Raw genomic sequence first — 19,885 nt, 5'->3', positions numbered from 1 at the left:
TCCCTACTCATATTATTTTTTACCTTATATTCCATCACCTACTTAGAGGTAGGTGTAGTACCTTTAATTAGCCCTATAAAGCGTATATTACTGTATCTGTCATTTCCTATTGACAATTACTTCTCGACTAACCTTTAGCGACAAAGCGTTGCCTAACATAACTAAACGTAAAACTGCTCGGAAGTTACCAATAACATCAAAGCGATTTATGAACGATTAATCGTACAAAAAAACGCCTTGAATTACCCAAGCATCTTCATCCGAATCAGGTTGAAAGACAGCAGAGTCACTATCAATCACGCTGAGCTCACCTGAGTATGCGTTACCTATATTTGACAGCACATAACAAGAGGTTTCTGTTCTAACGAAATAGATATCGAAGGGGCCCTTTGACTTGCTTTTTGTGATCTGCTCACGAACGATACTTAAGAAAAAATCAGAGAAATGATTAATATCCCTGAACCATATCTTATGAAGATCGTTATTTACCTCCTTCAAGTTCGTCAAAGCAATAATATCTCGACTACAAGCTTGGTAGTCTGTTGTTAATTTGTCTCGAATATTTTGTGATACTAGCTCGTCAAAAAAGTGGTTCAGCCTGCCTAAAAGGCTATGTCGAATTATCTCATTCGACAAAAGCTTCCATCCTCTTCGACCTTGTACTATTCGACTCCTTATCCGCCGATTAGGATCACACCCAAGCATTTTCTCTGCTTTAAAACCCATTAGCTCAATCCTACTACCACCAAGCACCGTTGGGTCTATGATGCAAATCGAATGACTCTTTTTGTATAGATAAGGTGCATTACAACCAGCGACAAACTTCAAAATAAATCTATCAGCTACCAACTCGTTTATGTAACGGCGTAACCTTTGCTTCGTCATTCCGGTTACTTTAGAAAGATGAGAAAAACTAATACTTTCAACAACCCCTAACTCATCCGTTAAAGAAACCAATACAACTTTAAGTAGTCGCTTAGCCAACGCTTCAGCACGTTCATCTGTTAGGGCTTCTCCAATACCTAGTATTGCTAGAATTGAAGCTAGCTTCTCATTAGGGCACTCCTGAGAGCTATCAAAACCTGCTGGATAAACGACAGCATACGATGACTGCTCATTATTAAAAATTACCTTATCACACATGCATAAGCGTGCTACCGAACCACGAACTGTCGACTCTTTTATCTTTAACTTTTCCGCCAGAGATGCAATTGATAGGAACACGTTTCTTTGTTCTCGAGTACACAAAACCCAATGTAAGTATACGACTTTGTCCTGCGGTTTCATCCCTTTCCATAACTGGAGAATCACACTAATCATGTTCGTCACATTTTATTTATAATACCTATTAAGTTTATAATATCATAATTTTTGACAGTATATTATTTACATGTAAAGCTACATGTAGCAAAACAAATTAAAGGAAAGATAGTGAGTAAGGAAATCGATGATTTTAAGGCGTGGGTTAATTTTAAGAACAAGAAAATGACCCAATGGTTAACTGGGTATTTCATCAAAAAAGGGATACCAAAAAGTCTTCCTTCTGTAGACGACATAATTACCAACCCTCTACAACAGAGCATCTTGAAGCAAGCTGAACACTACTTTTCTAGGATTCCAGAGCCAGCTTTAAGGAAAGAGAAACTCTCGAACATGAAGAAATCTTGGGCGCAATACTACAGAAGAAAAACAGGAGCCAAAAAAGTACATACTGTCTATGTTGATGACAAAACTCACACAACTCTCAAGAAAGTTAAAAAGAAATATCGATTAGATAATTTAGGTCAAGCTGTAGGATCAATTATCGATGGAACGGCACTTAAAAGAGAGATTCGAAGGCTAGAAAGAGATAATGACTTACTGAATAAAAAGCTCGAAAGTTACAATTTGCTAAAGACGAAAAGCCGTCAGCAAGAGGTTCAATTAGAAGAAATGCGCAATAAAATAGACTCTCTTGAAAAAAGAAACATAACACTGACGACAACTATCGAACAATTAGCCAGCTCTCTATCATCCAAATGAACAAGCTAATAAAATTTGAGTTCACGCAGTTCCTCGAACCATTAGGAAGGGTCTGCATCTTCGTTACACCTTGGACGAAAAATCAAGCCGATCTCGTCGCTGATAAAGGAACAATATTCTCAACTGTCAAAGCCCGAAGCTTATCGCCCCACGCCTGTAAAACGACTAGTTGCTCATCAAGGTAGTCATGGTGGTTATAAACTCTAAGCATACCCGGTAGCTGATGGCCGACTGTCTTTTCTATTGCCACAATATCTAGCCCCATTTCACTACAACGGCTGATAAAGGTACGACGCAAATCATGGGGTGAAAAACGCTCTAGATCGGCTGGTAAATTACGTTTGATCAATGCCCGTACTGCCGCAGGCTCTTGGGTTTTATCTACAGTGAGTTGAGGCCAAACAAGCTTCCATTTACTTGGGACACTTTCACGCTGCTCTTGCAATAACTCAACAAGATAATCGCTGAGCGGTACTTTGCGACTATCCGGACTTTTAGTATGTCGCTCTGCTGAGCTGGCTGGTAGAGTCCAAACCTTGTTTTCGAGATCTAGCTCACCCCAACGCATTTCTAGAACAGCACTGATACGTTGACCACACCCCAGTAAAAAGCGTATTAAACGGACGTTAGAAGGGGCAGTGCGCCACTCCCCTAAGCTAGTTAACAATATCTTCAACTCAGAAAAGCTAAGGTTTCGCTTTGTTACTTTAGAGCCCCCTCCAACATCCTTTGCTTTTAGTTGTGGTGCTGGATGAGAATCAATCATATTAAGAGCTAAGGCATGGTTAATCACTTGATTGATGACTTTATGGCAAGCACCGATAGCACCAGCCATACGCTTACCTTCTTTATCAACCTTCGCATCAAAAACCTTATTGAGGTCATATGTGCTTAAATCCACCAGTTTAGTATTACCGATAATTGGCTTTATATCTCTATTGTAAATGGTTCTCGACTGATCGCCTCGTAATTGCTTAGAAAGACGCTTCTCATCAAAACTCTCAAATGCATCGTTAAAGGTCTTTGCCTCATCTTGTGCGCGTTTTTCTTTATCAAGTTCAACCTTTGGGTTCTTGTTGTTCTCCAACCAACTCCGATAGCGGCCAGCTTCCACTCTTGCCTGCTCTAATGTCATCCCCTGCTCAGGTTTTGACTTCACATATCGCCCCATAGAAATTTTTTCGTGTTTCTTTCCAATCTGAAAACGAAATGTCCATGTCATTGTACCGGTAGGACGAACACGTATATTCAGCCCTTCAATTTTTTTATCTGGGATTAAGTACTCTTTATCTTGTGGCTTCAGAGCTTGTAGTGTGGCATTACTGTTTATTCGTTTTGTCATTATAAGCAACTCTCTAAAATTCTGGGTACGGCGTGGGGTACGGCGATGATGTGGTTTCTATTGTACTCATAAAGACGTCAATGGAAAACAAATAGAGAAAAATAACCATAAGCCATTGATTTTTATAACATCAAAATACATTGACGGACACCTATGGAATTATGTCACCATTTACCCACCACATGGAAGCTGGCGTGCTATTGGAACGTAAAGCTTAGTCCACCAGCTTCAGACAAAAAAAAGCGAGCTCAATGGCTCGCTTTTTTTAATTTGATTCGTTTGCTTATTCCGCAGAAGTCTTCTTGCTGACAAAACCTAGCTTCTTACCAATCCATGCGAGTAAGATCATTGAAACCATGATCGCGAAGAAGTTTGAGCCTGCTTCTGGGTATTGCGCTTTAATAAACGCAGAGTGACCAAACGCACCTACGAAGAAACACGCCAAGCCAACTAATGGGATATCTTCTGATACCGGATTATTTAGGTACTCTTGGTAAAGAGCTTGTACAGCCAGTACGAGTGCAATCAATGGGAAGATTGAAAAAGACACTTCACTCATGGTCAACCATGACAACAAAGCATCACCACACATACCTGCAACCAGTGCCAAAATCAGCGTTTTCTTTTCAGATTTATTTCCATTCGACATTATTCTATCCCGCCTTTTAATCGGTTACGTTCACGTTCTTTGCGATACCAATAGGCCCCTTTGGCTATCATTCGCAATTGCATGATCAATCGCTCGGCGAGTTCATCGCGCTCACGTCGATCTAAATCTAAAGCTTCAGCCCCCGAACTGAAAACCAAAGTCACAGACGCTTCTGCTTGAGTATACGCCTCTTCTCTGGTCACGCCGGTGCTCATTAAATACTCGGTTAATTCTGCCGCAAAATGCTGGATTTCTCGAGCAACAGCGGTACGAAATTCAGCAGAAGTGCCGGAGCGCTCACGCAACAGCAAACGAAAAACGTTCGGACTACTTTCAATGAATTCCATAAAGGTTTCGACCGAGGTACGAATTACGCTACCTTCTTTCACAATACGTTGACGCGCCTGACGCATCAGTTGGCGTAGTAGCAAACCGCCTTCATCAACCATGGTTAAGCCTAGCTCATCCATATCTTTGAAGTGACGGTAAAAAGAAGTCGGTGCAATCCCTGCCTCTCGGGCGACTTCTCGCAAGCTAAGGCTGGAAAAGCTGCGATCCGCACTTAATTGACTAAATGCCGCATCGATCAATGATCGACGTGTCTTCTCTTTTTGCTGTGCGCGGATTCCCATCGATTTCATTCTTAACTTGCTCTTTTTCTGTAGGGTACAAGAGCCTCAATATAACGCAATTTGCTCCTACGGAGAAAGATATGTTGCTTCGCTCGCTCTGAGCGCCGAGAACGTTACTATTGGCATGCATCTAATTGCAATGTTCTCGATGCAATTTATAGACATACAACATACCAAATCATCCTTTTGGTCGATTCTGCGTGATCACTTCCACTCTCTAACAGGCATGACGTGTACCAATAGAGTAAATGAGTTAAAATCGCGCTAAAGCAATGTTAAGCAAATATAACAAGGAAGGCATCATGGCGCATGTTAATCACTATGACGTGATCGTAATCGGTAGTGGCCCTGGCGGAGAAGGGGCTGCAATGGGATTAACCAAAGCGGGACTGAATGTTGCCATTGTCGAGAAAGAAAGCAGTGTCGGCGGCGGTTGTACTCACTGGGGTACTATTCCATCAAAAGCACTGCGTCATGCCGTTAGCCGCATCATCGAATTTAATAGCAACCCGCTATTTTGTCGAAACAACACCAGCGTTCATGCAACATTTTCTGACATTTTAGGTCATGCTAAATCGGTCATTGATAAGCAAACTCGACTTCGTCAGGGCTTTTATGACCGTAACTCATGCACACTTTTGTTCGGAACCGCGCGATTTATCGATAACTACTCAATTGCAGTGATGCAAAGCGACGGTACAGAAGAAATCTATTCTGCGGATAAGTTTGTCATCGCGACGGGTTCTCGCCCGTATCAGCCTAACGACGTAGATTTCTTGCATGAGCGCATCTACGACAGTGATTCCATTTTGAGCCTGAAACACGACCCTCGCCATATCATCATTTACGGTGCGGGCGTTATCGGTTGTGAGTACGCCTCTATCTTCCGCGGCCTTGGAGTGAAAACCGACCTTATCAATACCCGCGACCGCTTGTTGGAGTTTTTGGATAACGAAGTGTCAGATGCGCTGTCTTACCACTTCTGGAACAGCGGTGTGGTAATTCGTAATGATGAGACCTATGAAAAAATCGAAGGCACAGAAGATGGCGTGATTATTCACCTACAATCTGGCAAGAAGATGAAGGCAGACTGCTTGTTGTATGCGAATGGTCGAACAGGTAACACCGATAAGTTGAATTTGGGTGCAGTGGGTCTGGAAGCGGACTCTCGCGGACAACTAAAAGTAAACCGTAACTACCAAACCGATATCGAACACATTTACGCTGTAGGCGATGTCATCGGTTACCCTAGCCTTGCAAGCGCCGCTTATGACCAAGGGCGATTTGTCGCACAAGCCATTACGAAAGGTCAGGCAGAAAACTACCTGATTGATGATATTCCAACGGGTATCTACACCATCCCAGAGATTAGCTCTGTGGGTAAAACCGAGCAAGAGCTAACAGCTGCGAAAGTACCGTATGAAGTAGGACGCTCTTCGTTCAAGCATCTAGCTCGTGCACAGATCGCAGGGAAAGACATCGGTAGCTTGAAGATATTGTTCCATCGTGAAACCAAAGAAATTTTAGGGATTCACTGTTTTGGCGAACGTGCCGCGGAAATTATCCACATCGGTCAAGCCATTATGGAGCAAAAAGGCTCAGCGAATACCATCGAGTATTTCGTCAATACCACCTTCAACTATCCAACAATGGCCGAAGCGTATCGTGTCGCTGCGTTGAATGGTTTGAACCGCTTGTTCTAATCTATGCTTCTTGATAGCAGACAGAAAAACAGCAGGCTTGGACCTGCTGTTTTTATATCAACATTGTGCTAGGAAGGTATCCTTGTGCCATTGGTAGAGAAAGATAACCCCTAAACCAATACCCCGCATCAACATAAAGCTCGTCATTGCAAACCACAGCGCGTGATTTTCCCACTCGGCGAATAAGTAAAAGACAACGAAGAAACTGCTGGTCGCGACAAACATACTATTGCGCATGTCTTTGCCTTTGGTTGCACCGACAAAAATGCCATCCAATAGAAAGCACCACATCGACGCAAGTGGCATCACCACCAGCCAAGGTAGATACACCGCTGCTTGCTGTTGGACCGTCTCAATTGAAGTGATCATGGCGATCAACTCCGATCCCGCCAAACCAAAGAGCGCGGTCAGTCCTAAGCAAATAACCAAACTCCAAAAGAAAGTGCCGACAAGCGATGCACTCAATTGTTGCCTATCTTTGGCACCAATCGCCTTCCCGACCATGGCCTCCATCGCATAAGCAAAGCCATCCATGCCATACGAGATAATCATCAGGAAGCTCATCAGAACCGCATTTGCAGCGACAACCTCATCACCCAAGCTCGCGCCTTGGAACGTCATAAAGCTAAAAGCCGCTTGCAGACACAAAGAGCGTAAGAAAATATCGCGATTCAATTTCACGAATCGCCCTAAACCGTGTTGAGTGCTGGCTAGCAACTTTTGAGGTGATGGTAATTGCCTCTCTCGCCAGGTTTTCCAGACACACATGAGACCAAAACCCATGCCAGAGTAGTCAGCAATCACCGATGCCAGCGCAGCGCCTTCTACTTTCCACCCCAAACCAATCACAAACAACAAATCGAGGGCAATATTAGTCACGTTGGTGATGATCACCATCCACATTGGTGCTTTGGAATTTTGCGTTCCGAGCAGCCACCCCAACAACACAAAGTTCATTAGCGCAGCGGGGGCACTCCACACACGGATAGAGAAATATTGCATACCGTAGTGTTTTACCTCTGCGCTGGCGTCACTCCAACCAAAGATCAAATCAGCTATCGGGGTATGGGCAATAAGGAAGACTAACGCAAACAGCAGCGCCATAAGTGAGCCTTGCATAAACACCAAGGCAAGTTGCTTTCGGTCTTCACCGCCATAGGACTGCGCCGCCAACCCAGTAGTCGACATACGCAAAAAACCAAGCAGCCAAAACGTCACGCTGATCATGGTGCTGCCCAACGCAACACCACCCAAATACCAAGCGTGGTCTAGATGACCAATCACCGCAGCATCGACCAAACCGAGCAATGGAACAGTAATATTCGACAGCACCATAGGTATAGCTAAAGCTAAGACTTGGCGATGAACTTTTGGGTTAGATAAAGGAGAGAAGATTGAATTTGTCACAGGCACCTCATCAGTAAGATCGACGAGTGTACCTGAGCGCTTAACGACTAGCCAATTACCACTTGATATGAACGAGTACTGGCGTGAGGCGATGCTTCAACATTGGAATCTTATTAAGCCAACGCTGCCAAGCTTTCCAACGAGAACAGAATCTATCGAATGGCGAGAAAGCTTTCACCCACTGTGCCCATGGTAACCATTGCAATATCTGTGCTGCAGGCGCTTCAAAGCCATGAGCATAACGATCAGAGCCAAGCTTTTGTCCCCACTTGGTTTCCGTTAAATCTCCTGCCAGCACCATACACAGTTCAGCAGAAACAAAATGTCGACCTAAGGTTTGAATAAATTTCGCGACTTGACGCTCTGTGCAATCGAGCAGTGCCATTTCACATAAAATGAGCACTGGTGCTTGCTCTGGAATGGCTAACGTCTCTAGCCACGACATTTCATCCACACTGCCACAGCGATGTTCATAGCGTTCATTTTTGTGGAACAAGCGCTGACGCCATACCAAATTTTCCGTCACATCCAGCTCTATCCAATGGCAGCGTCCATTATCCAAGCGATAAAAGCGGGTATCCAGCCCTGCTCCGACATTGATTATCCAAGCATCGGGATACTGCTGTAAGAAGTGACTAACCTGCTGGTCACAAAGCTGAGTCAGCGTCACGTGCAGCAATTGCTTCTGCGCAATATCACCACTCAAACAATCCGGCGCCATCTTACAGCTCAAACACGCTTTAGCAGCTATCGGATCGTACACCAAGCCATTGTCGACCATGCTTTCACGGCTACGCAATAACAGTGGCTTCAATAGATGGTTAGGAACTTGATGTTTAGACTGAGACATGGGCATTTCCTGCGCCAGAGAGAAAACATAGACATTAATAAAGATGATAATGAATATCAATTACATTATCAAGCTTATAAATTGGTCAAAACAAACAAGGTCAAGATGATGAGCAAGCTTTTGGAGGAAGTAGAAAAAGAGAAAAGAAGAGAAGAGAAAAGACAAAACAGCCCAGATCAACTGGGCTGCTTAAATACACTTACATCCAGTCGGTATTACGAATAATACCAACGGCTAAGCCTTCAATCGTAAGGTGCTGAGACGTCAAGTCCACTTGGATTGGGGCAAACTCTTCATTCTCAGCATGCAGTAATATGGTTGAGCCTTTGCGCTCCAAACGCTTCACAGTCACATCATCATCAACACGCGCAACGACAACTTGACCGTCTCTCACGTCTTGGGTTTTATGCACCGCGAGCAAATCGCCATCCATAATCCCGATGTCTTTCATACTCTCGCCATTTACACGAAGTAAGAAATCCGCTTGCGGTTTGAACATCGCAGGATCGACTTGGTAGTGCGCCTCTACGTGCTCTTGAGCCAGAATTGGCTCACCCGCTGCAACTTGACCAATCAATGGCAAACCCTGCTCATCATTGGCTGCGTCTTCAAGCAGGATACGAATCCCACGAGAAGCGCCTGGAATAATTTCAATTGCTTGCTTACGAGCAAGCGCTTTTAGGTGTTCCTCTGCGGCATTCGCAGAGCGGAAGCCAAGCTCACGCGCAATCTCTGCACGAGTTGGTGGCATTCCGGTGTCATCGATTTTACTTTTAATCAAATCGAAGACTTGTTGTTGGCGTGGCGTTAACGGCTTCATGTCTCACCTGTCTTTTTATACAGTTAACTGTGAGTATATCCAGTAAATGCTCAAATGAAAACCCAATTGGTTGTTTTTTAATTTATTTGTGGAGAGCTTTCAGCTTACCGATTAAGTTCATTCTTTATTCGTTTAAAACACCGACTTTTCAGTTAATCAAGTCAAAGCAATAACTTAGGGGTTCGACTAATTTACAGCCAATAAAATTAAAAGGTTTGACCAGTTTCTGGTATCCTTGCAGCGCTTAAATTTTATCGCCTAGGCTTATTTCTATTGCCGTACTCATCTCTTTTTATAGAGAAGACATGCAAAGCGGAAACTGAAATAAGGTTAGGCCTGTTTGAATACCTATTGAGGCTGTGAACTTTATGTCTTCTGGACAATCATTTTCACGTTCATTACTAAAACTACCTTTATCGGTACTGGTAAAGGGCACCACAATCCCGTCGAACCCGATTGAAGATCTGAACATCGACCTAACTAAACCGATTGTATATGCCCTGCCGTTCCGCTCGAACGTGGATTTGCTGACACTGCAAAAACAAGCCATGAGCCTTGGTCTACCCGACCCGCTCAGCCCGCTGGAAATCAATGGCAAAACGCTGAACCGTTTCGTCTTTATCGCTGCGCGTCCAACTGTGATGAACAACGATAATGATGTCCCAACCGATTCTGTTTCTCTGTTCACTGACTTACTGGAACTGCACAAGCTGGATAGTGAGTTGGATGTTCAAATGATCCCTGCAACCGTGCTTTGGGGTCGTAAGCCAGGTAAAGAAGAGAACCAAAAACCTTACCTTCAACCGATGAATGGTCCGCAAAAAGCCAAAGCAGTAATAGCGGCGGGACGCGACTGCTTAGTTCGCTTTAGTCCCGTGGTATCTCTGCGTTATATGGCAGACTCTCACGGTACCGACAGCGCAATTGCGCACAAACTGGCTCGCGTGGCGCGTATCCACTTCTCACGCCAGAAACTGGCTGCTTCAGGCCCAAACTTGCCACAACGCCAAGTGTTGTTTGCTCGTTTACTAAAATCTCCAGCTATTGAACTGGCGATTGCTGACGAAGCCAAGAGCAAAAACATCTCGATTGATAAGGCACGTAAAGAAGCCCACGACATCATGGATGAAATCGCCGCCGACTTCTCCTACAGTCTGGTGAAAAACGGCGACCGCATCCTGAGTTGGTTATGGACAAAACTATACCAAGGTTTGCACATCAATAACGCCTCGACTGTGCGTCGTTTAGCGCAAGACGGCCACGAAATTGTGTACGTTCCTTGTCACCGTAGTCACATGGACTACCTGCTTTTGTCTTATGTTTTATACCATGAAGGCATGGTACCTCCGCACATTGCGGCAGGCATTAACTTGAACTTCTTCCCGGCCGGTCCTCTTTTCCGTCGCGGTGGGGCGTTCTTTATTCGTCGTAGTTTTAAAGGCAACAAACTGTACTCAACCATTTTCCGTGAGTATCTAGCTGAGCTGTTTGCCAAAGGCTATTCAGTCGAGTACTTCAGTGAGGGTGGTCGTTCACGTACAGGTCGCTTACTGCAAGCGAAAACGGGTATGCTGGCTATGACCATCCAAGCAATGCTACGTGGTCTAAACCGCCCAGTAACACTAGTACCGGTCTACATCGGTTACGAGCACGTAATGGAAGTAGGCACTTACGCGAAAGAGCTGCGTGGCAAACGCAAAGAGAAAGAAAACGCAGGGCTTGTACTGCGTACTCTGCGTAAACTGCGTAACTTTGGTTTGGGCTATGTGAACTTCGGTGAGCCAATTCAGCTCAACCAATACTTGAACGAGCATGCTCCTGAGTGGACGAAAGACATCGACAGCATGGGTGGTAACAAACCACAATGGATGAATCCTGTGGTCAACGACCTTGCTAATAAGATGATGACGCACATCAATGATGCGGCGGCAGCAAACGCGTTGACCTTGTGTGCAACCGCACTGCTTGCTTCTCGTCAACGTGCACTTTCTCGTGACTCGCTGATCAATCAGATCGAGTGTTACTTAAAGCTACTCAAAAATAACCCGTACTCAAGCACCTCCACTATCCCTACCGAAAGTGCTGAGGAGTTGGTCGATCATGCAATTTCGCTTGATAAGTTCGTGATTGAAACCGATAGCATGGGTGACATCATTTCGCTGGACCGTAGCCAATCGATCCTGATGACTTACTATCGCAACAACATCATTCACTTGTTCGCTCTGCCGTCATTAATTGCCCAAATGCTCATTCGTCAGCGCAACCTTTCGGTAGCCAAGATTCAAGCGAATGTCGCGCAAATCTACCCATTCTTGAAGAAAGAGCTGTTCTTAAGTTACCAAGAAGACGAGTTAGATGAATTGGTCGTTAAAACACTGCATGAATTTGCCGATCAGAAAATGATTAGTCTTGATGGTGATAAGCTAGAGATCAATCAATCGAACAACCAGCCTTTGGTTCTGTTAGGTCGAACGATAACTGAAACGCTGCAACGCTACTCTATCGCGATGAACTTGCTTGTTGCTTACCCTGAACTCGGTAAATCGGACCTAGAGCAGAAGAGCCAAGATATTGCTCAGCGCCTAGGGCGTTTGCACGGTATTAATGCGCCAGAATTCTTCGATAAAGGTGTGTTTACCGCGATGTTCAATACGCTCAAACAGCAAAAATACCTCGATAACGATGGTAACTGTGACACGAAGAAAACGCAGCAATTTGCACGGCTACTGTTCACTCTGCTTTATCCAGAAGTGAAACTGACGATCGAAGAGAGTATTCACCAACTTCGGTCGTAACCGTTTTACCTTCTTCCAATAAGAAAAAAGGCATCCAATCGGATGCCTTTTTCTATTTCTTCGCTTACCAAAATGCGACCAGTAACCCTATCGCTATCACCATGCCAACATAATTGTTGTTAAGGAAAGCCTTAAAGCACAACTCACGCTCACGGTGACGAATTAAGTGCTGCTGATAAACAAACAACGACGCTGCAATCAAAAGGGTCCAGTAGTAACTTTGTCCCAATTGGTAGAACTGCCCTAACCAAACCAACATCGCGAGTGTAATAAGTTGCAACACACCAATAATAAGCTTGTCATGACGACCAAACAGAATTGCCGTCGATTTAATGCCAATCTTTAGATCATCATCTCGGTCTACCATCGCATATTGAGTGTCGTACGCAATGGTCCACAAAGCGTTAATGAGGAACAAAAACCAAACAATCAATGGTAATTCCCCAGTTTGTGCAGCCCACGCCATTGGAATCGCCCAGCTAAAAGCCAAGCCTAAAAATAGCTGTGGAATATGAGTGTAACGCTTCATAAATGGATAGATGAACGCCAACACAATACCAGCGAAGGATAGCTGAATCGTCAGCGGGTTCATGGTCAGCACTAACAAAAACGAGCTGATACCCAAAACCAAAAATAATCCAATCGCTTCTTTTGCTGTCACTTTCCCTGATGGCAGTGGACGTTGCTTAGTACGCTTTACATGGCCGTCGACTTTGCGATCTGCAAAATCATTAATCACGCACCCCGCACTACGCATTAGGAATACCCCCAATACAAACACGATGAATACATCCCAACTTGGCATCCCTTGGGCTGAGATAATTAGCGCCCAAATCGTTGGCCACATCAGTAACAGTGAACCAATCGGGCGATCCATGCGCATCAGTTGCCAATATGCTTTGGCTTTTTCTGCGGACATTTACACTGTCTCCTTAGCGTAAACTGGTGAATTAGATAAGAATAACTCGGCAACTAGCATCGGTTTGTGATTCATCCACAACCTTGAGCGTCGCGCTAACAAACGTCCTTCTGGTACGGCTACCCATCCCATTTGCAAAGAGTCCCGCTCAACGTTATCTGCGCTGAACACCGTTAGTCCTAATGGGATATCCCCTTGTTGAGCCAAATCATACTGCTGATCAACTAAGGTTGAACGAGGAATCAATGTCCGCCCAATAACCCAGTTATTATTGTCACCGCACAAAATTACCTCTCTCAGTAAGCAATCTTGTTCGGACAATAACTGGCTTTCGTCCTGTTTTAATGTCGCTGCAGTGACGATCTGATTTTGTAGCAATTCTACCGTTAACGCTTGGCAGTGCTGTTTTAAACGACGTGACAAAGACCCTTGCTCTTCAAGCCAGTGCTTGGCAAATTCATTTGGAAATTCGAATTCTTCGGGGTTTTGCCACTCTACTTCCAATAAAGAAGCAAGATAGAGTGATGTTGGCTGATTCATACTAGTATTCAATTGGAGGCTTTATGCGTACAATAAAGCAACAACTTACCGTCCATAGTAATGTATGTAACCGTAAGTTCCGTTATTTGTTATAGACGGCCCATTGTATCAAGACTGAAGCGATTCGAATATCGCGATCCAGAGAAAGAAAAGTTAGAAATATGTACAAACGTTATATAGCCCAAATTATTTTTGCGTTAACCATACTATTCGCCGCACCAAGTTGGGCTGAAACGGAAGAAGCTGGACCTAAGTTGGCATACTTTACCCTAGAGCCTGACCTCACTACTAACTTTTACACCAAAGGCAAAAAGTTAGGTTATGTGCAAGTACGCATCGACATCATGGTAATGAGTCAACAAGATTTATCAGTTGTTGAGCATCACCAACCTTTGATTCGCGATGCAGTGATTGAATTATTGGGTAAGCAAACAGAAGATACGATTAAGTCCCTGTCTGGCCGAGAAGATCTGCGCAAAACCTTAGTGACTACCCTCAACGAAACGCTTTTGCCTGAAACAGGTAAAACCATCATTGCCGATTTGTTGTTTACAAAATACCTTTATCAATAAACCCAAATCCGTTTTGAACATAAAAAAGACCGCTCTTGAGCGGTCTTTTCATTTCATCTGCTTTAGGCTTGCTGTTGGTATTTCATCTTGCCTGAATCAAACAGCGCAATCGCCATCCCCGACAGTAGCCCAACTAAGTGAGCAGTGTTTGCAATCGCCATAAATGGCTGCACAAAACCAAGAACTAACCATACCAACATAAAGACGATGATTGGCTTGGGTAGCGTAAGGCCTAAATGTGGCAAGCGGTAACCCAATATCCACAAATAACCAAGCAGTGCATAGACCACGCCAGACAAGCCGCCGAAGTTAGCCCCTTCAACATAGAACTGGCCTGCCCCTGAAAGCGCTGCCGACACCACAAAGAGTTGCAATAGCTTACCGGAACCGAGACGACGTTCGATGTCGCCACCCAACTGCCACCACCATAGTAAGTTAAACACGATGTGAGTTACTGAAAAGTGCAGTAACGCATGACTTAGCCATCGCCACACTTGCCATTGTTGCCCCTCAAAAGCCGGGAAGTGCAACAACTTAAACACGCCATTGCCAAAGCCAAACATTTGTAACAAGTAGATGATGATACAGACTGTCATGATCAGCAAAGTCATGGGGCCAGCTTTCGCTTTGACCATGCTCATGATACTCGGGCTGGAATAATGAAATGTGCTCTTACGAGTATCGGCAACGTCCCACGAGGCGGCGCTGTATTTTGAATCAGACGGGTTAGCAAGGAACAGCTTAAGTTCGGCTTCCGCTTCTATTTCATGCTGGCTATCAGTCAGCCACAGCGCAAATTGCCCATCCCCTTCAGGCATCATTTCGATGTCAATTTGGCGAGAGGCCATATAATCAATAAAGGCTTGCGCCATACGTGGATTATTTAACGTTACCAATCTCTTCATTAACTTCTCACTATCGGTAGTTCTGCTCGATGCCAGGCTTCAAAGCCACCATCTACACTGTACACCTGTTCAAAGCCTTGGTTAACCAAATATTGCGCCGCACCTTGGCTACTAATACCGTGGTAACACATCACTAGAATAGGTTGTTCGAACTCCACTTCATCCATAAACGCAACGATCGTATCGTTAGTTAAATGATACGCGGACTCCGCATGCGCAACGGCAAACGATTGAGGGTCACGGATATCTACAAGCTTCGCATCACCCTGCTCGAGCAGCGCTTGCGCACCTTGTACATCGATATGCTTAAACTGATCCATTTACTTTCTCATTGTCTTATTAATATACCCAAGCAACCTCGAACCTAACGTACTAATCAGCACCCGTGGTACAGCATAAAATCCATATTTGAAGCTGCTTGGGTATACTGCCGCTATTGTAACCTATCCAACGGCAAACTTAGACACATGGATAATCAGGGTTTTCAAAAGTGTACACATTCCAACCATTTGTGGATAAAGCTGTGAATTGCGTTGATAAAGTGTATTGGGATCTTTTGATCCACAATATGTAGTGATGATCCTGATCTAACTGTGTGTATATCTATAACTATCCCCAGATGGAAAAGTGCTTGAATCCCTTATTTTGTCCGGGTTTCGAACAGTTGATAAATAATTACTTCACAGAGTTATACACAGGTAGCACATAAAATCCGGATCGCAAACGCTATCGATTTTCGATCGACAATAAAAAAGCCGAGATCACATGATCTCGGCCTTCTATGAAAATCTTACTTTCAATTAGCAGTGGAAATTAAAATTCACCCACGGCCAATTTTAGTTTCTTCATTGCATTTTTTTCTAGCTGGCGAATACGCTCGGCAGAAACACCGAACTCATCAGCTAAGTCTTGCAATGTTGCTTTCTCATCATCTAACCAACGAGAACGCACGATGCGCTGACTACGCTCATCCAAACTCGCTAATGCATGACCCAAGCGATTGTTGGTATGCATTTCCCAGTTGGCGGCTTCAATGTTGTCGGCCACATCAGACGATTTGTCTTCTAGGTATAGCATCGGCGCTGTGTAAGCGTTTGAACTGTCGTCTTCATCAGTTGGCATATCAAAGGTTGAATCCACCGCCGCTAAGCGTGATTCCATCTCGCGAACTTCAGAAGGCTCAACACCTAACTCGCGCGCAACGGTTTCCACTTCACCGTTGTTAAACCAACCCAAGCGCTTTTTCGACTTACGCAAGTTGAAGAACAACTTACGTTGCGCTTTAGTGGTCGCAATTTTCACGATACGCCAGTTACGTAGCACGTATTCGTGGATCTCTGCTTTGATCCAGTGGACAGCAAAAGACACCAAGCGAACCCCTACCTCTGGGTTAAAACGCTTAACGGCTTTCATTAGACCGATGTTACCCTCTTGCACAAGGTCCGCCATTGGCAAACCGTAGCCAGAGTAACCACGAGCAACGTGAACAACGAATCGTAGGTGCGAAAGAATTAGACCTTTTGCAGCCTCAATCTCACCTTTGTAGTGTAATCGTTCTGCCAGCTCACGCTCTTCGTCTGCAGTCAGCATTGGGTAGCTGTTTACTGAGCGAATATAGCTATCAAGGCTATCTTGCGTGACTAGAGCCATCGGATACGCTTCTTTTGTCATTCAATTCCTCATCAATCTCTGATCTGGAGCATTACATTGCAATTTAGCTTCGATATCTTGAACTCAAAATGAACAAGTTTCAAGAAGGGGAAGCAATTATCCATAAACATTTGGTCTAAGCAAGGGTTCAAAATTAGCTAGTGCTAATGAAATCCAAGTAATAAGACCGCCATCACTTAAACTGGTTCAATTTCTTTTAAATGTCGTTGCGCAGAAAAACGCGCCGCAATACATCCCAAAAGACTCCCAATGATGATTAATAACAAAGATTCATCCCAACTTAGACCAATCAGGCGGAACTGGCTATCGTACAACGCAGCAAGGTCTTCCACCGCACTATTCATGACAATGGTCACTAAAGCCGTTACCAACCACGCAATAGTGGCACCTAACACGCCAAACCACATGCCTGTGTACAAGTAAGGGCGCAGAATAAAACTGTCCGTCGCACCGATCAGTTTCATGGTTTGAATCTCTTCTTTATTCGCCAGCACATTAAATCGCAATGTATTGCCAACGATTAAAAATACCGCACCGAGCATCAGTACTGTCAGGGTAATGACAATAATACTCGCGAGAGTTTTGATGGCATCAAGACGCGCCAGCCAGTCTTCGTCAAGTCTCACGTCGGTCACATCTTGTTGCTCTCGAACGTCTTTGGCTAATGACTGAATATCACTTTTTAGCTCCGAATCTGGCGTAATCACCAACACACCAGGTAGCGCATAGCCACTTAAAAGACTGATAGCTTGGTCGAACCCTGCATATTGGCTTAAATCAGATAGACCTTGTTGCGGTGAAATATATTCTACCTCTTTTACCAAAGGCCAAGTTTCAATTTGATCTTTGAGAACCATCACTCGCGCATCCGGCATGCCTTCAACTAAGTAAGCACTAACTTGTGAAGGAGAAGCGACATCTTCCGCTGCCCCCGCAACGTTTTTCCCCAATAGATACAAACAAGCTGGCATGGCAAGTGCCATGGAGATGACCGCTAGGGTCAGAGTGTTGCCTAGTGGTCGTTGCCATAAGGCGCTAAAAGAGGATTTAGCTTGTTTTGCGTGGACAGAGAAAAAACCATCGGTATTCGCACGCTTGGCACTACGGCCTTTCCCCTTCTTTTGGGAGTGCTTGTTACCTGCCATAGTCTTCTACCTCACTTAGGAAGCCTTGGTTCAATTCAAAATGACGATACTGTGGGCGAGTGTTTACTAACCCCACATCGTGCGTGGCAAGTAAGATTGTCACGCCCGCACGGTTAAATTCTTCGAATAGACGCAACACACGGTTGGATAATTCTGGGTCAAGGTTACCCGTAGGCTCATCAGCCACCAGCAACGTTGGTCGATTAACCACAGCACGGGCAATACCGACGCGCTGTTGCTCACCACCAGAAAGTTGACTAGGTAGACAACGAGCTTTATCGAGTAAGCCCGTTTTATCTAACGCCGCAGAAACACGTCGTTTAATTTCGTTTTCAGAAATCGATTCGATACGCATTGGCAGAGCGACATTGTCGTACACACTGCGATCCATCAATAGGCGATGATCTTGAAAAACAATCCCAATATTGCGGCGCAAAAAAGGGATGTCTTTGCCTGGAATACGCGTGATGTCGTGGCCATTAAAATGGATTTTGCCATCGGTTGGTCGCTCTATCGCGCAGATCAATTTCAGCAAGGTACTTTTACCAGCCCCGGAATGTCCGCCTAAAAACGCCATTTCACCGCGCCTCAGGTGAAAATCGACTTTTTGCAGTGCTTGTCGACCACCTCGGTAAGCTTTGCTTACTTGCTGAAATTTGATCACCGTTGATTTCCTCTAACTCTTTTTATTCTTCACGACTAAACAGTGCGTCAATAAACTCTTGAGTTTCAAATGGACGCAAGTCTTCGATACCTTCACCCACACCAATGTAACGAATTGGAATACCGAACTGATCAGCAATAGCGAAAATTACGCCGCCCTTGGCTGTACCATCCAGCTTAGTCAAAGTAATCCCGGTTAGAGGGGCAACATCACTGAAAAGTTTCGCTTGGCTAATGGCATTTTGTCCTGTACCTGCGTCAAGCGTTAGCATGATCTCATGTGGTGCAGAGTCATCAATTTTCTTCATCACACGTACAATCTTACGCAGCTCTTCCATTAGGTTCGCTTTGTTCTGTAGACGACCTGCTGTATCAGCAATCACCACATCCACACCACGTGCTTTTGCCGCTTCAATCGCATCATAGATAACAGAGGCACTGTCTGCGCCAGTGTGTTGAGCAATCACAGGAACATTATTACGTTCACCCCACACTTGTAGCTGCTCAACCGCTGCGGCACGGAAAGTATCTCCCGCTGCAAGCATCACTTTTTTGCCTTGAGTTTGGAACTGCTTCGCTAGCTTACCGATGGTCGTGGTTTTACCCACGCCATTTACACCCACCATCAAGATGACGTAAGGCGTTTTGTTGCTATCGATTTCTAGTGGCTGCTCGACTTTAGAAAGAATCTCAGCCATTTCTTCTTTCAACAAACCATAAAGGGCTTCGCCGTCTTTCAGGTCGCCTCGTGTGGCCTTTTCTGTCAGGTTGTTGATGATTTTTGTTGTGGTATTCATGCCCACATCAGCAATAAGCAGTTGCTCTTCTAGCTCTTCAAATAAGTCTTCATCGATTTTCTTACCGCTGAATAGACCGAAGAAGCCAGCACCAATATTTGCTTTTGTTCGGCTTAGGCTGCGTTTAAGACGAGCAAAAAAGCTTTCTGTTGGCTTTTCTTGTTCTTGAACACGAGGCGCGGCCGATACAACTTCTGGCTCCTCTGCTTCTGCTTCTGCTTCTGCTGGGGCAGCCTCTGATTGTTTCTCTTCTTCAAGTTCTGGCGTTGCTTCCGCTTGCTCAGCAACCGCTTCGGTTTGCTGCTCTTCAGAAGGCGCTTCCACTGCTTCTTCTTTTACTGTTTCTTCAGTTTTTGGTTTTGGGCTTTGTTCTTCGTCACCAAAACCTAGCCACGAAAGTAATCCGCGCTTCTTTTTTTCCGTCATCTGGGGCTATCCTAGAGTGTTCTGGGA

General features: G+C 44.7%; 19 protein-coding genes. 4 read left to right on the top strand and 15 right to left on the bottom strand.

The genetic code is table 11. The features are described 5' to 3' along the window. Window positions 1-216 precede the first annotated feature (216 nt). The gene (locus CAG69_RS09520) at window positions 217-1,287 is read right to left on the bottom strand and encodes a hypothetical protein (protein WP_237668057.1); all 1,071 of its coding nucleotides are present in this window, start codon (window positions 1,285-1,287) and stop codon (window positions 217-219) included. A 144-nt stretch (window positions 1,288-1,431) separates the two neighbouring features. On the opposite strand from CAG69_RS09520, the gene CAG69_RS09515 reads away from it, so the two are divergent. Beyond that, window positions 1,432-2,022: a hypothetical protein gene (locus tag CAG69_RS09515; protein WP_161443911.1), complete on the top strand. Its 591-nt coding sequence runs from the start codon at window positions 1,432-1,434 to the stop codon at window positions 2,020-2,022. Between the two features lie 82 nt (window positions 2,023-2,104). Here the strand turns inward: CAG69_RS09515 and CAG69_RS09510 are convergent, their stop codons facing one another. The 3 genes from CAG69_RS09510 to fabR form a co-directional block, all read right to left on the bottom strand. Next, window positions 2,105-3,364, bottom strand: coding sequence for a tyrosine-type recombinase/integrase (locus CAG69_RS09510; protein WP_161443928.1), 1,260 nt, complete (start codon window positions 3,362-3,364; stop codon window positions 2,105-2,107). 283 nt (window positions 3,365-3,647) lie between these two features. After that, window positions 3,648-4,013 (bottom strand): YijD family membrane protein, encoded by a 366-nt coding sequence (locus tag CAG69_RS09505; protein ID WP_005378634.1) that lies wholly within the window; start codon window positions 4,011-4,013, stop codon window positions 3,648-3,650. Continuing rightward, a complete protein-coding gene (gene fabR, locus CAG69_RS09500) occupies window positions 4,013-4,654 on the bottom strand; it encodes an HTH-type transcriptional repressor FabR (RefSeq protein ID WP_005378632.1) in 642 nt (213 codons plus the stop codon). The genes CAG69_RS09505 and fabR overlap by 1 nt, the downstream gene beginning before the upstream one ends. A gap of 263 nt (window positions 4,655-4,917) precedes the next feature. On the opposite strand from fabR, the gene sthA reads away from it, so the two are divergent. Beyond that, entirely contained in the window at window positions 4,918-6,348 is a 1,431-nt protein-coding gene (gene sthA / locus CAG69_RS09495) for a Si-specific NAD(P)(+) transhydrogenase (RefSeq protein ID WP_005389689.1), read from the top strand. A gap of 57 nt (window positions 6,349-6,405) precedes the next feature. Here sthA and dinF read toward each other — a convergent pair whose 3' ends face one another. The 3 genes from dinF to lexA form a co-directional block, all read right to left on the bottom strand. Beyond that, entirely contained in the window at window positions 6,406-7,755 is a 1,350-nt protein-coding gene (gene dinF / locus CAG69_RS09490; protein ID WP_017636071.1) for an MATE family efflux transporter DinF, read from the bottom strand. A 55-nt stretch (window positions 7,756-7,810) separates the two neighbouring features. Then, window positions 7,811-8,605, bottom strand: coding sequence for a class I SAM-dependent methyltransferase (locus CAG69_RS09485; RefSeq protein WP_005378679.1), 795 nt, complete (start codon window positions 8,603-8,605; stop codon window positions 7,811-7,813). Window positions 8,606-8,804: 199 nt separating this feature from the next. Next, on the bottom strand, window positions 8,805-9,425 hold the full coding sequence (gene lexA / locus CAG69_RS09480; protein WP_005378682.1) for a transcriptional repressor LexA: 621 nt from the start codon (window positions 9,423-9,425) through the stop codon (window positions 8,805-8,807). Window positions 9,426-9,793: 368 nt separating this feature from the next. On the opposite strand from lexA, the gene plsB reads away from it, so the two are divergent. Continuing rightward, window positions 9,794-12,220, top strand: a complete 2,427-nt coding sequence (gene plsB, locus CAG69_RS09475; protein ID WP_104979835.1) for a glycerol-3-phosphate 1-O-acyltransferase PlsB — start codon at window positions 9,794-9,796, stop codon at window positions 12,218-12,220. Window positions 12,221-12,284: 64 nt separating this feature from the next. On the opposite strand, the gene ubiA is transcribed toward plsB, so the two are convergent. Next, a complete protein-coding gene (gene ubiA / locus CAG69_RS09470) occupies window positions 12,285-13,139 on the bottom strand; it encodes a 4-hydroxybenzoate octaprenyltransferase (protein WP_005378684.1) in 855 nt (284 codons plus the stop codon). Further along, on the bottom strand, window positions 13,140-13,679 hold the full coding sequence (locus CAG69_RS09465; RefSeq protein WP_005378686.1) for a chorismate lyase: 540 nt from the start codon (window positions 13,677-13,679) through the stop codon (window positions 13,140-13,142). It lies immediately after the preceding gene. Between the two features lie 161 nt (window positions 13,680-13,840). Here CAG69_RS09465 and CAG69_RS09460 point away from each other — a divergent pair, with 161 nt between their 5' ends. Next, the gene (locus CAG69_RS09460) at window positions 13,841-14,251 is read left to right on the top strand and encodes a flagellar basal body-associated protein FliL (RefSeq protein ID WP_005378687.1); all 411 of its coding nucleotides are present in this window, start codon (window positions 13,841-13,843) and stop codon (window positions 14,249-14,251) included. A 62-nt stretch (window positions 14,252-14,313) separates the two neighbouring features. On the opposite strand, the gene glpG is transcribed toward CAG69_RS09460, so the two are convergent. The 6 genes from glpG to ftsY all read right to left on the bottom strand — a co-directional run bounded on the left by glpG (window position 14,314) and on the right by ftsY (window position 19,858). Beyond that, on the bottom strand, window positions 14,314-15,156 hold the full coding sequence (glpG, locus tag CAG69_RS09455) for a rhomboid family intramembrane serine protease GlpG (RefSeq protein ID WP_017636076.1): 843 nt from the start codon (window positions 15,154-15,156) through the stop codon (window positions 14,314-14,316). Continuing rightward, complete coding sequence (gene glpE / locus CAG69_RS09450) at window positions 15,156-15,476, bottom strand: thiosulfate sulfurtransferase GlpE (RefSeq protein WP_005378691.1); 321 nt, start codon at window positions 15,474-15,476, stop codon at window positions 15,156-15,158. The genes glpG and glpE overlap by 1 nt, the downstream gene beginning before the upstream one ends. Before the next feature lie 493 nt (window positions 15,477-15,969). Beyond that, the gene (gene rpoH / locus CAG69_RS09445; protein ID WP_005378693.1) at window positions 15,970-16,827 is read right to left on the bottom strand and encodes an RNA polymerase sigma factor RpoH; all 858 of its coding nucleotides are present in this window, start codon (window positions 16,825-16,827) and stop codon (window positions 15,970-15,972) included. Window positions 16,828-17,003: 176 nt separating this feature from the next. Beyond that, complete coding sequence (gene ftsX / locus CAG69_RS09440) at window positions 17,004-17,972, bottom strand: permease-like cell division protein FtsX (protein ID WP_161443910.1); 969 nt, start codon at window positions 17,970-17,972, stop codon at window positions 17,004-17,006. After that, window positions 17,962-18,636, bottom strand: a complete 675-nt coding sequence (gene ftsE, locus CAG69_RS09435; RefSeq protein WP_005378697.1) for a cell division ATP-binding protein FtsE — start codon at window positions 18,634-18,636, stop codon at window positions 17,962-17,964. The genes ftsX and ftsE overlap by 11 nt, the downstream gene beginning before the upstream one ends. Window positions 18,637-18,658: 22 nt before the next feature. Further along, window positions 18,659-19,858 (bottom strand): signal recognition particle-docking protein FtsY, encoded by a 1,200-nt coding sequence (gene ftsY / locus CAG69_RS09430; RefSeq protein ID WP_161443909.1) that lies wholly within the window; start codon window positions 19,856-19,858, stop codon window positions 18,659-18,661. Between the last annotated feature and the right edge of the window lie 27 nt (window positions 19,859-19,885).

The organism is Vibrio sp. V43_P6S15P86 (assembly GCF_009904725.1).
Taxonomy (GTDB): domain Bacteria; phylum Pseudomonadota; class Gammaproteobacteria; order Enterobacterales; family Vibrionaceae; genus Vibrio; species Vibrio diabolicus.
Note: the sequence above shows the minus strand (reverse complement) of the source record. Positions and strands in the feature narration are given on the sequence as shown.

Coding starts and splice junctions, on each gene's coding strand:
- rpoH (WP_005378693.1), bottom strand. CDS start 16,827: ATGACAAAAGAAGCGTATCCGATGGCTCTAGTCACGCAAGATAGCCTT.
- CAG69_RS09460 (WP_005378687.1), top strand. CDS start 13,841: ATGTACAAACGTTATATAGCCCAAATTATTTTTGCGTTAACCATACTA.
- ftsX (WP_161443910.1), bottom strand. CDS start 17,972: ATGGCAGGTAACAAGCACTCCCAAAAGAAGGGGAAAGGCCGTAGTGCC.
- plsB (WP_104979835.1), top strand. CDS start 9,794: ATGTCTTCTGGACAATCATTTTCACGTTCATTACTAAAACTACCTTTA.
- sthA (WP_005389689.1), top strand. CDS start 4,918: ATGTTAAGCAAATATAACAAGGAAGGCATCATGGCGCATGTTAATCAC.
- glpE (WP_005378691.1), bottom strand. CDS start 15,476: ATGGATCAGTTTAAGCATATCGATGTACAAGGTGCGCAAGCGCTGCTC.
- CAG69_RS09485 (WP_005378679.1), bottom strand. CDS start 8,605: ATGTCTCAGTCTAAACATCAAGTTCCTAACCATCTATTGAAGCCACTG.
- ftsY (WP_161443909.1), bottom strand. CDS start 19,858: ATGACGGAAAAAAAGAAGCGCGGATTACTTTCGTGGCTAGGTTTTGGT.
- fabR (WP_005378632.1), bottom strand. CDS start 4,654: ATGAAATCGATGGGAATCCGCGCACAGCAAAAAGAGAAGACACGTCGA.
- glpG (WP_017636076.1), bottom strand. CDS start 15,156: ATGAAGAGATTGGTAACGTTAAATAATCCACGTATGGCGCAAGCCTTT.
- ubiA (WP_005378684.1), bottom strand. CDS start 13,139: ATGTCCGCAGAAAAAGCCAAAGCATATTGGCAACTGATGCGCATGGAT.
- CAG69_RS09520 (WP_237668057.1), bottom strand. CDS start 1,287: ATGAAACCGCAGGACAAAGTCGTATACTTACATTGGGTTTTGTGTACT.
- CAG69_RS09465 (WP_005378686.1), bottom strand. CDS start 13,679: ATGAATCAGCCAACATCACTCTATCTTGCTTCTTTATTGGAAGTAGAG.
- CAG69_RS09505 (WP_005378634.1), bottom strand. CDS start 4,013: ATGTCGAATGGAAATAAATCTGAAAAGAAAACGCTGATTTTGGCACTG.
- CAG69_RS09510 (WP_161443928.1), bottom strand. CDS start 3,364: ATGACAAAACGAATAAACAGTAATGCCACACTACAAGCTCTGAAGCCA.
- lexA (WP_005378682.1), bottom strand. CDS start 9,425: ATGAAGCCGTTAACGCCACGCCAACAACAAGTCTTCGATTTGATTAAA.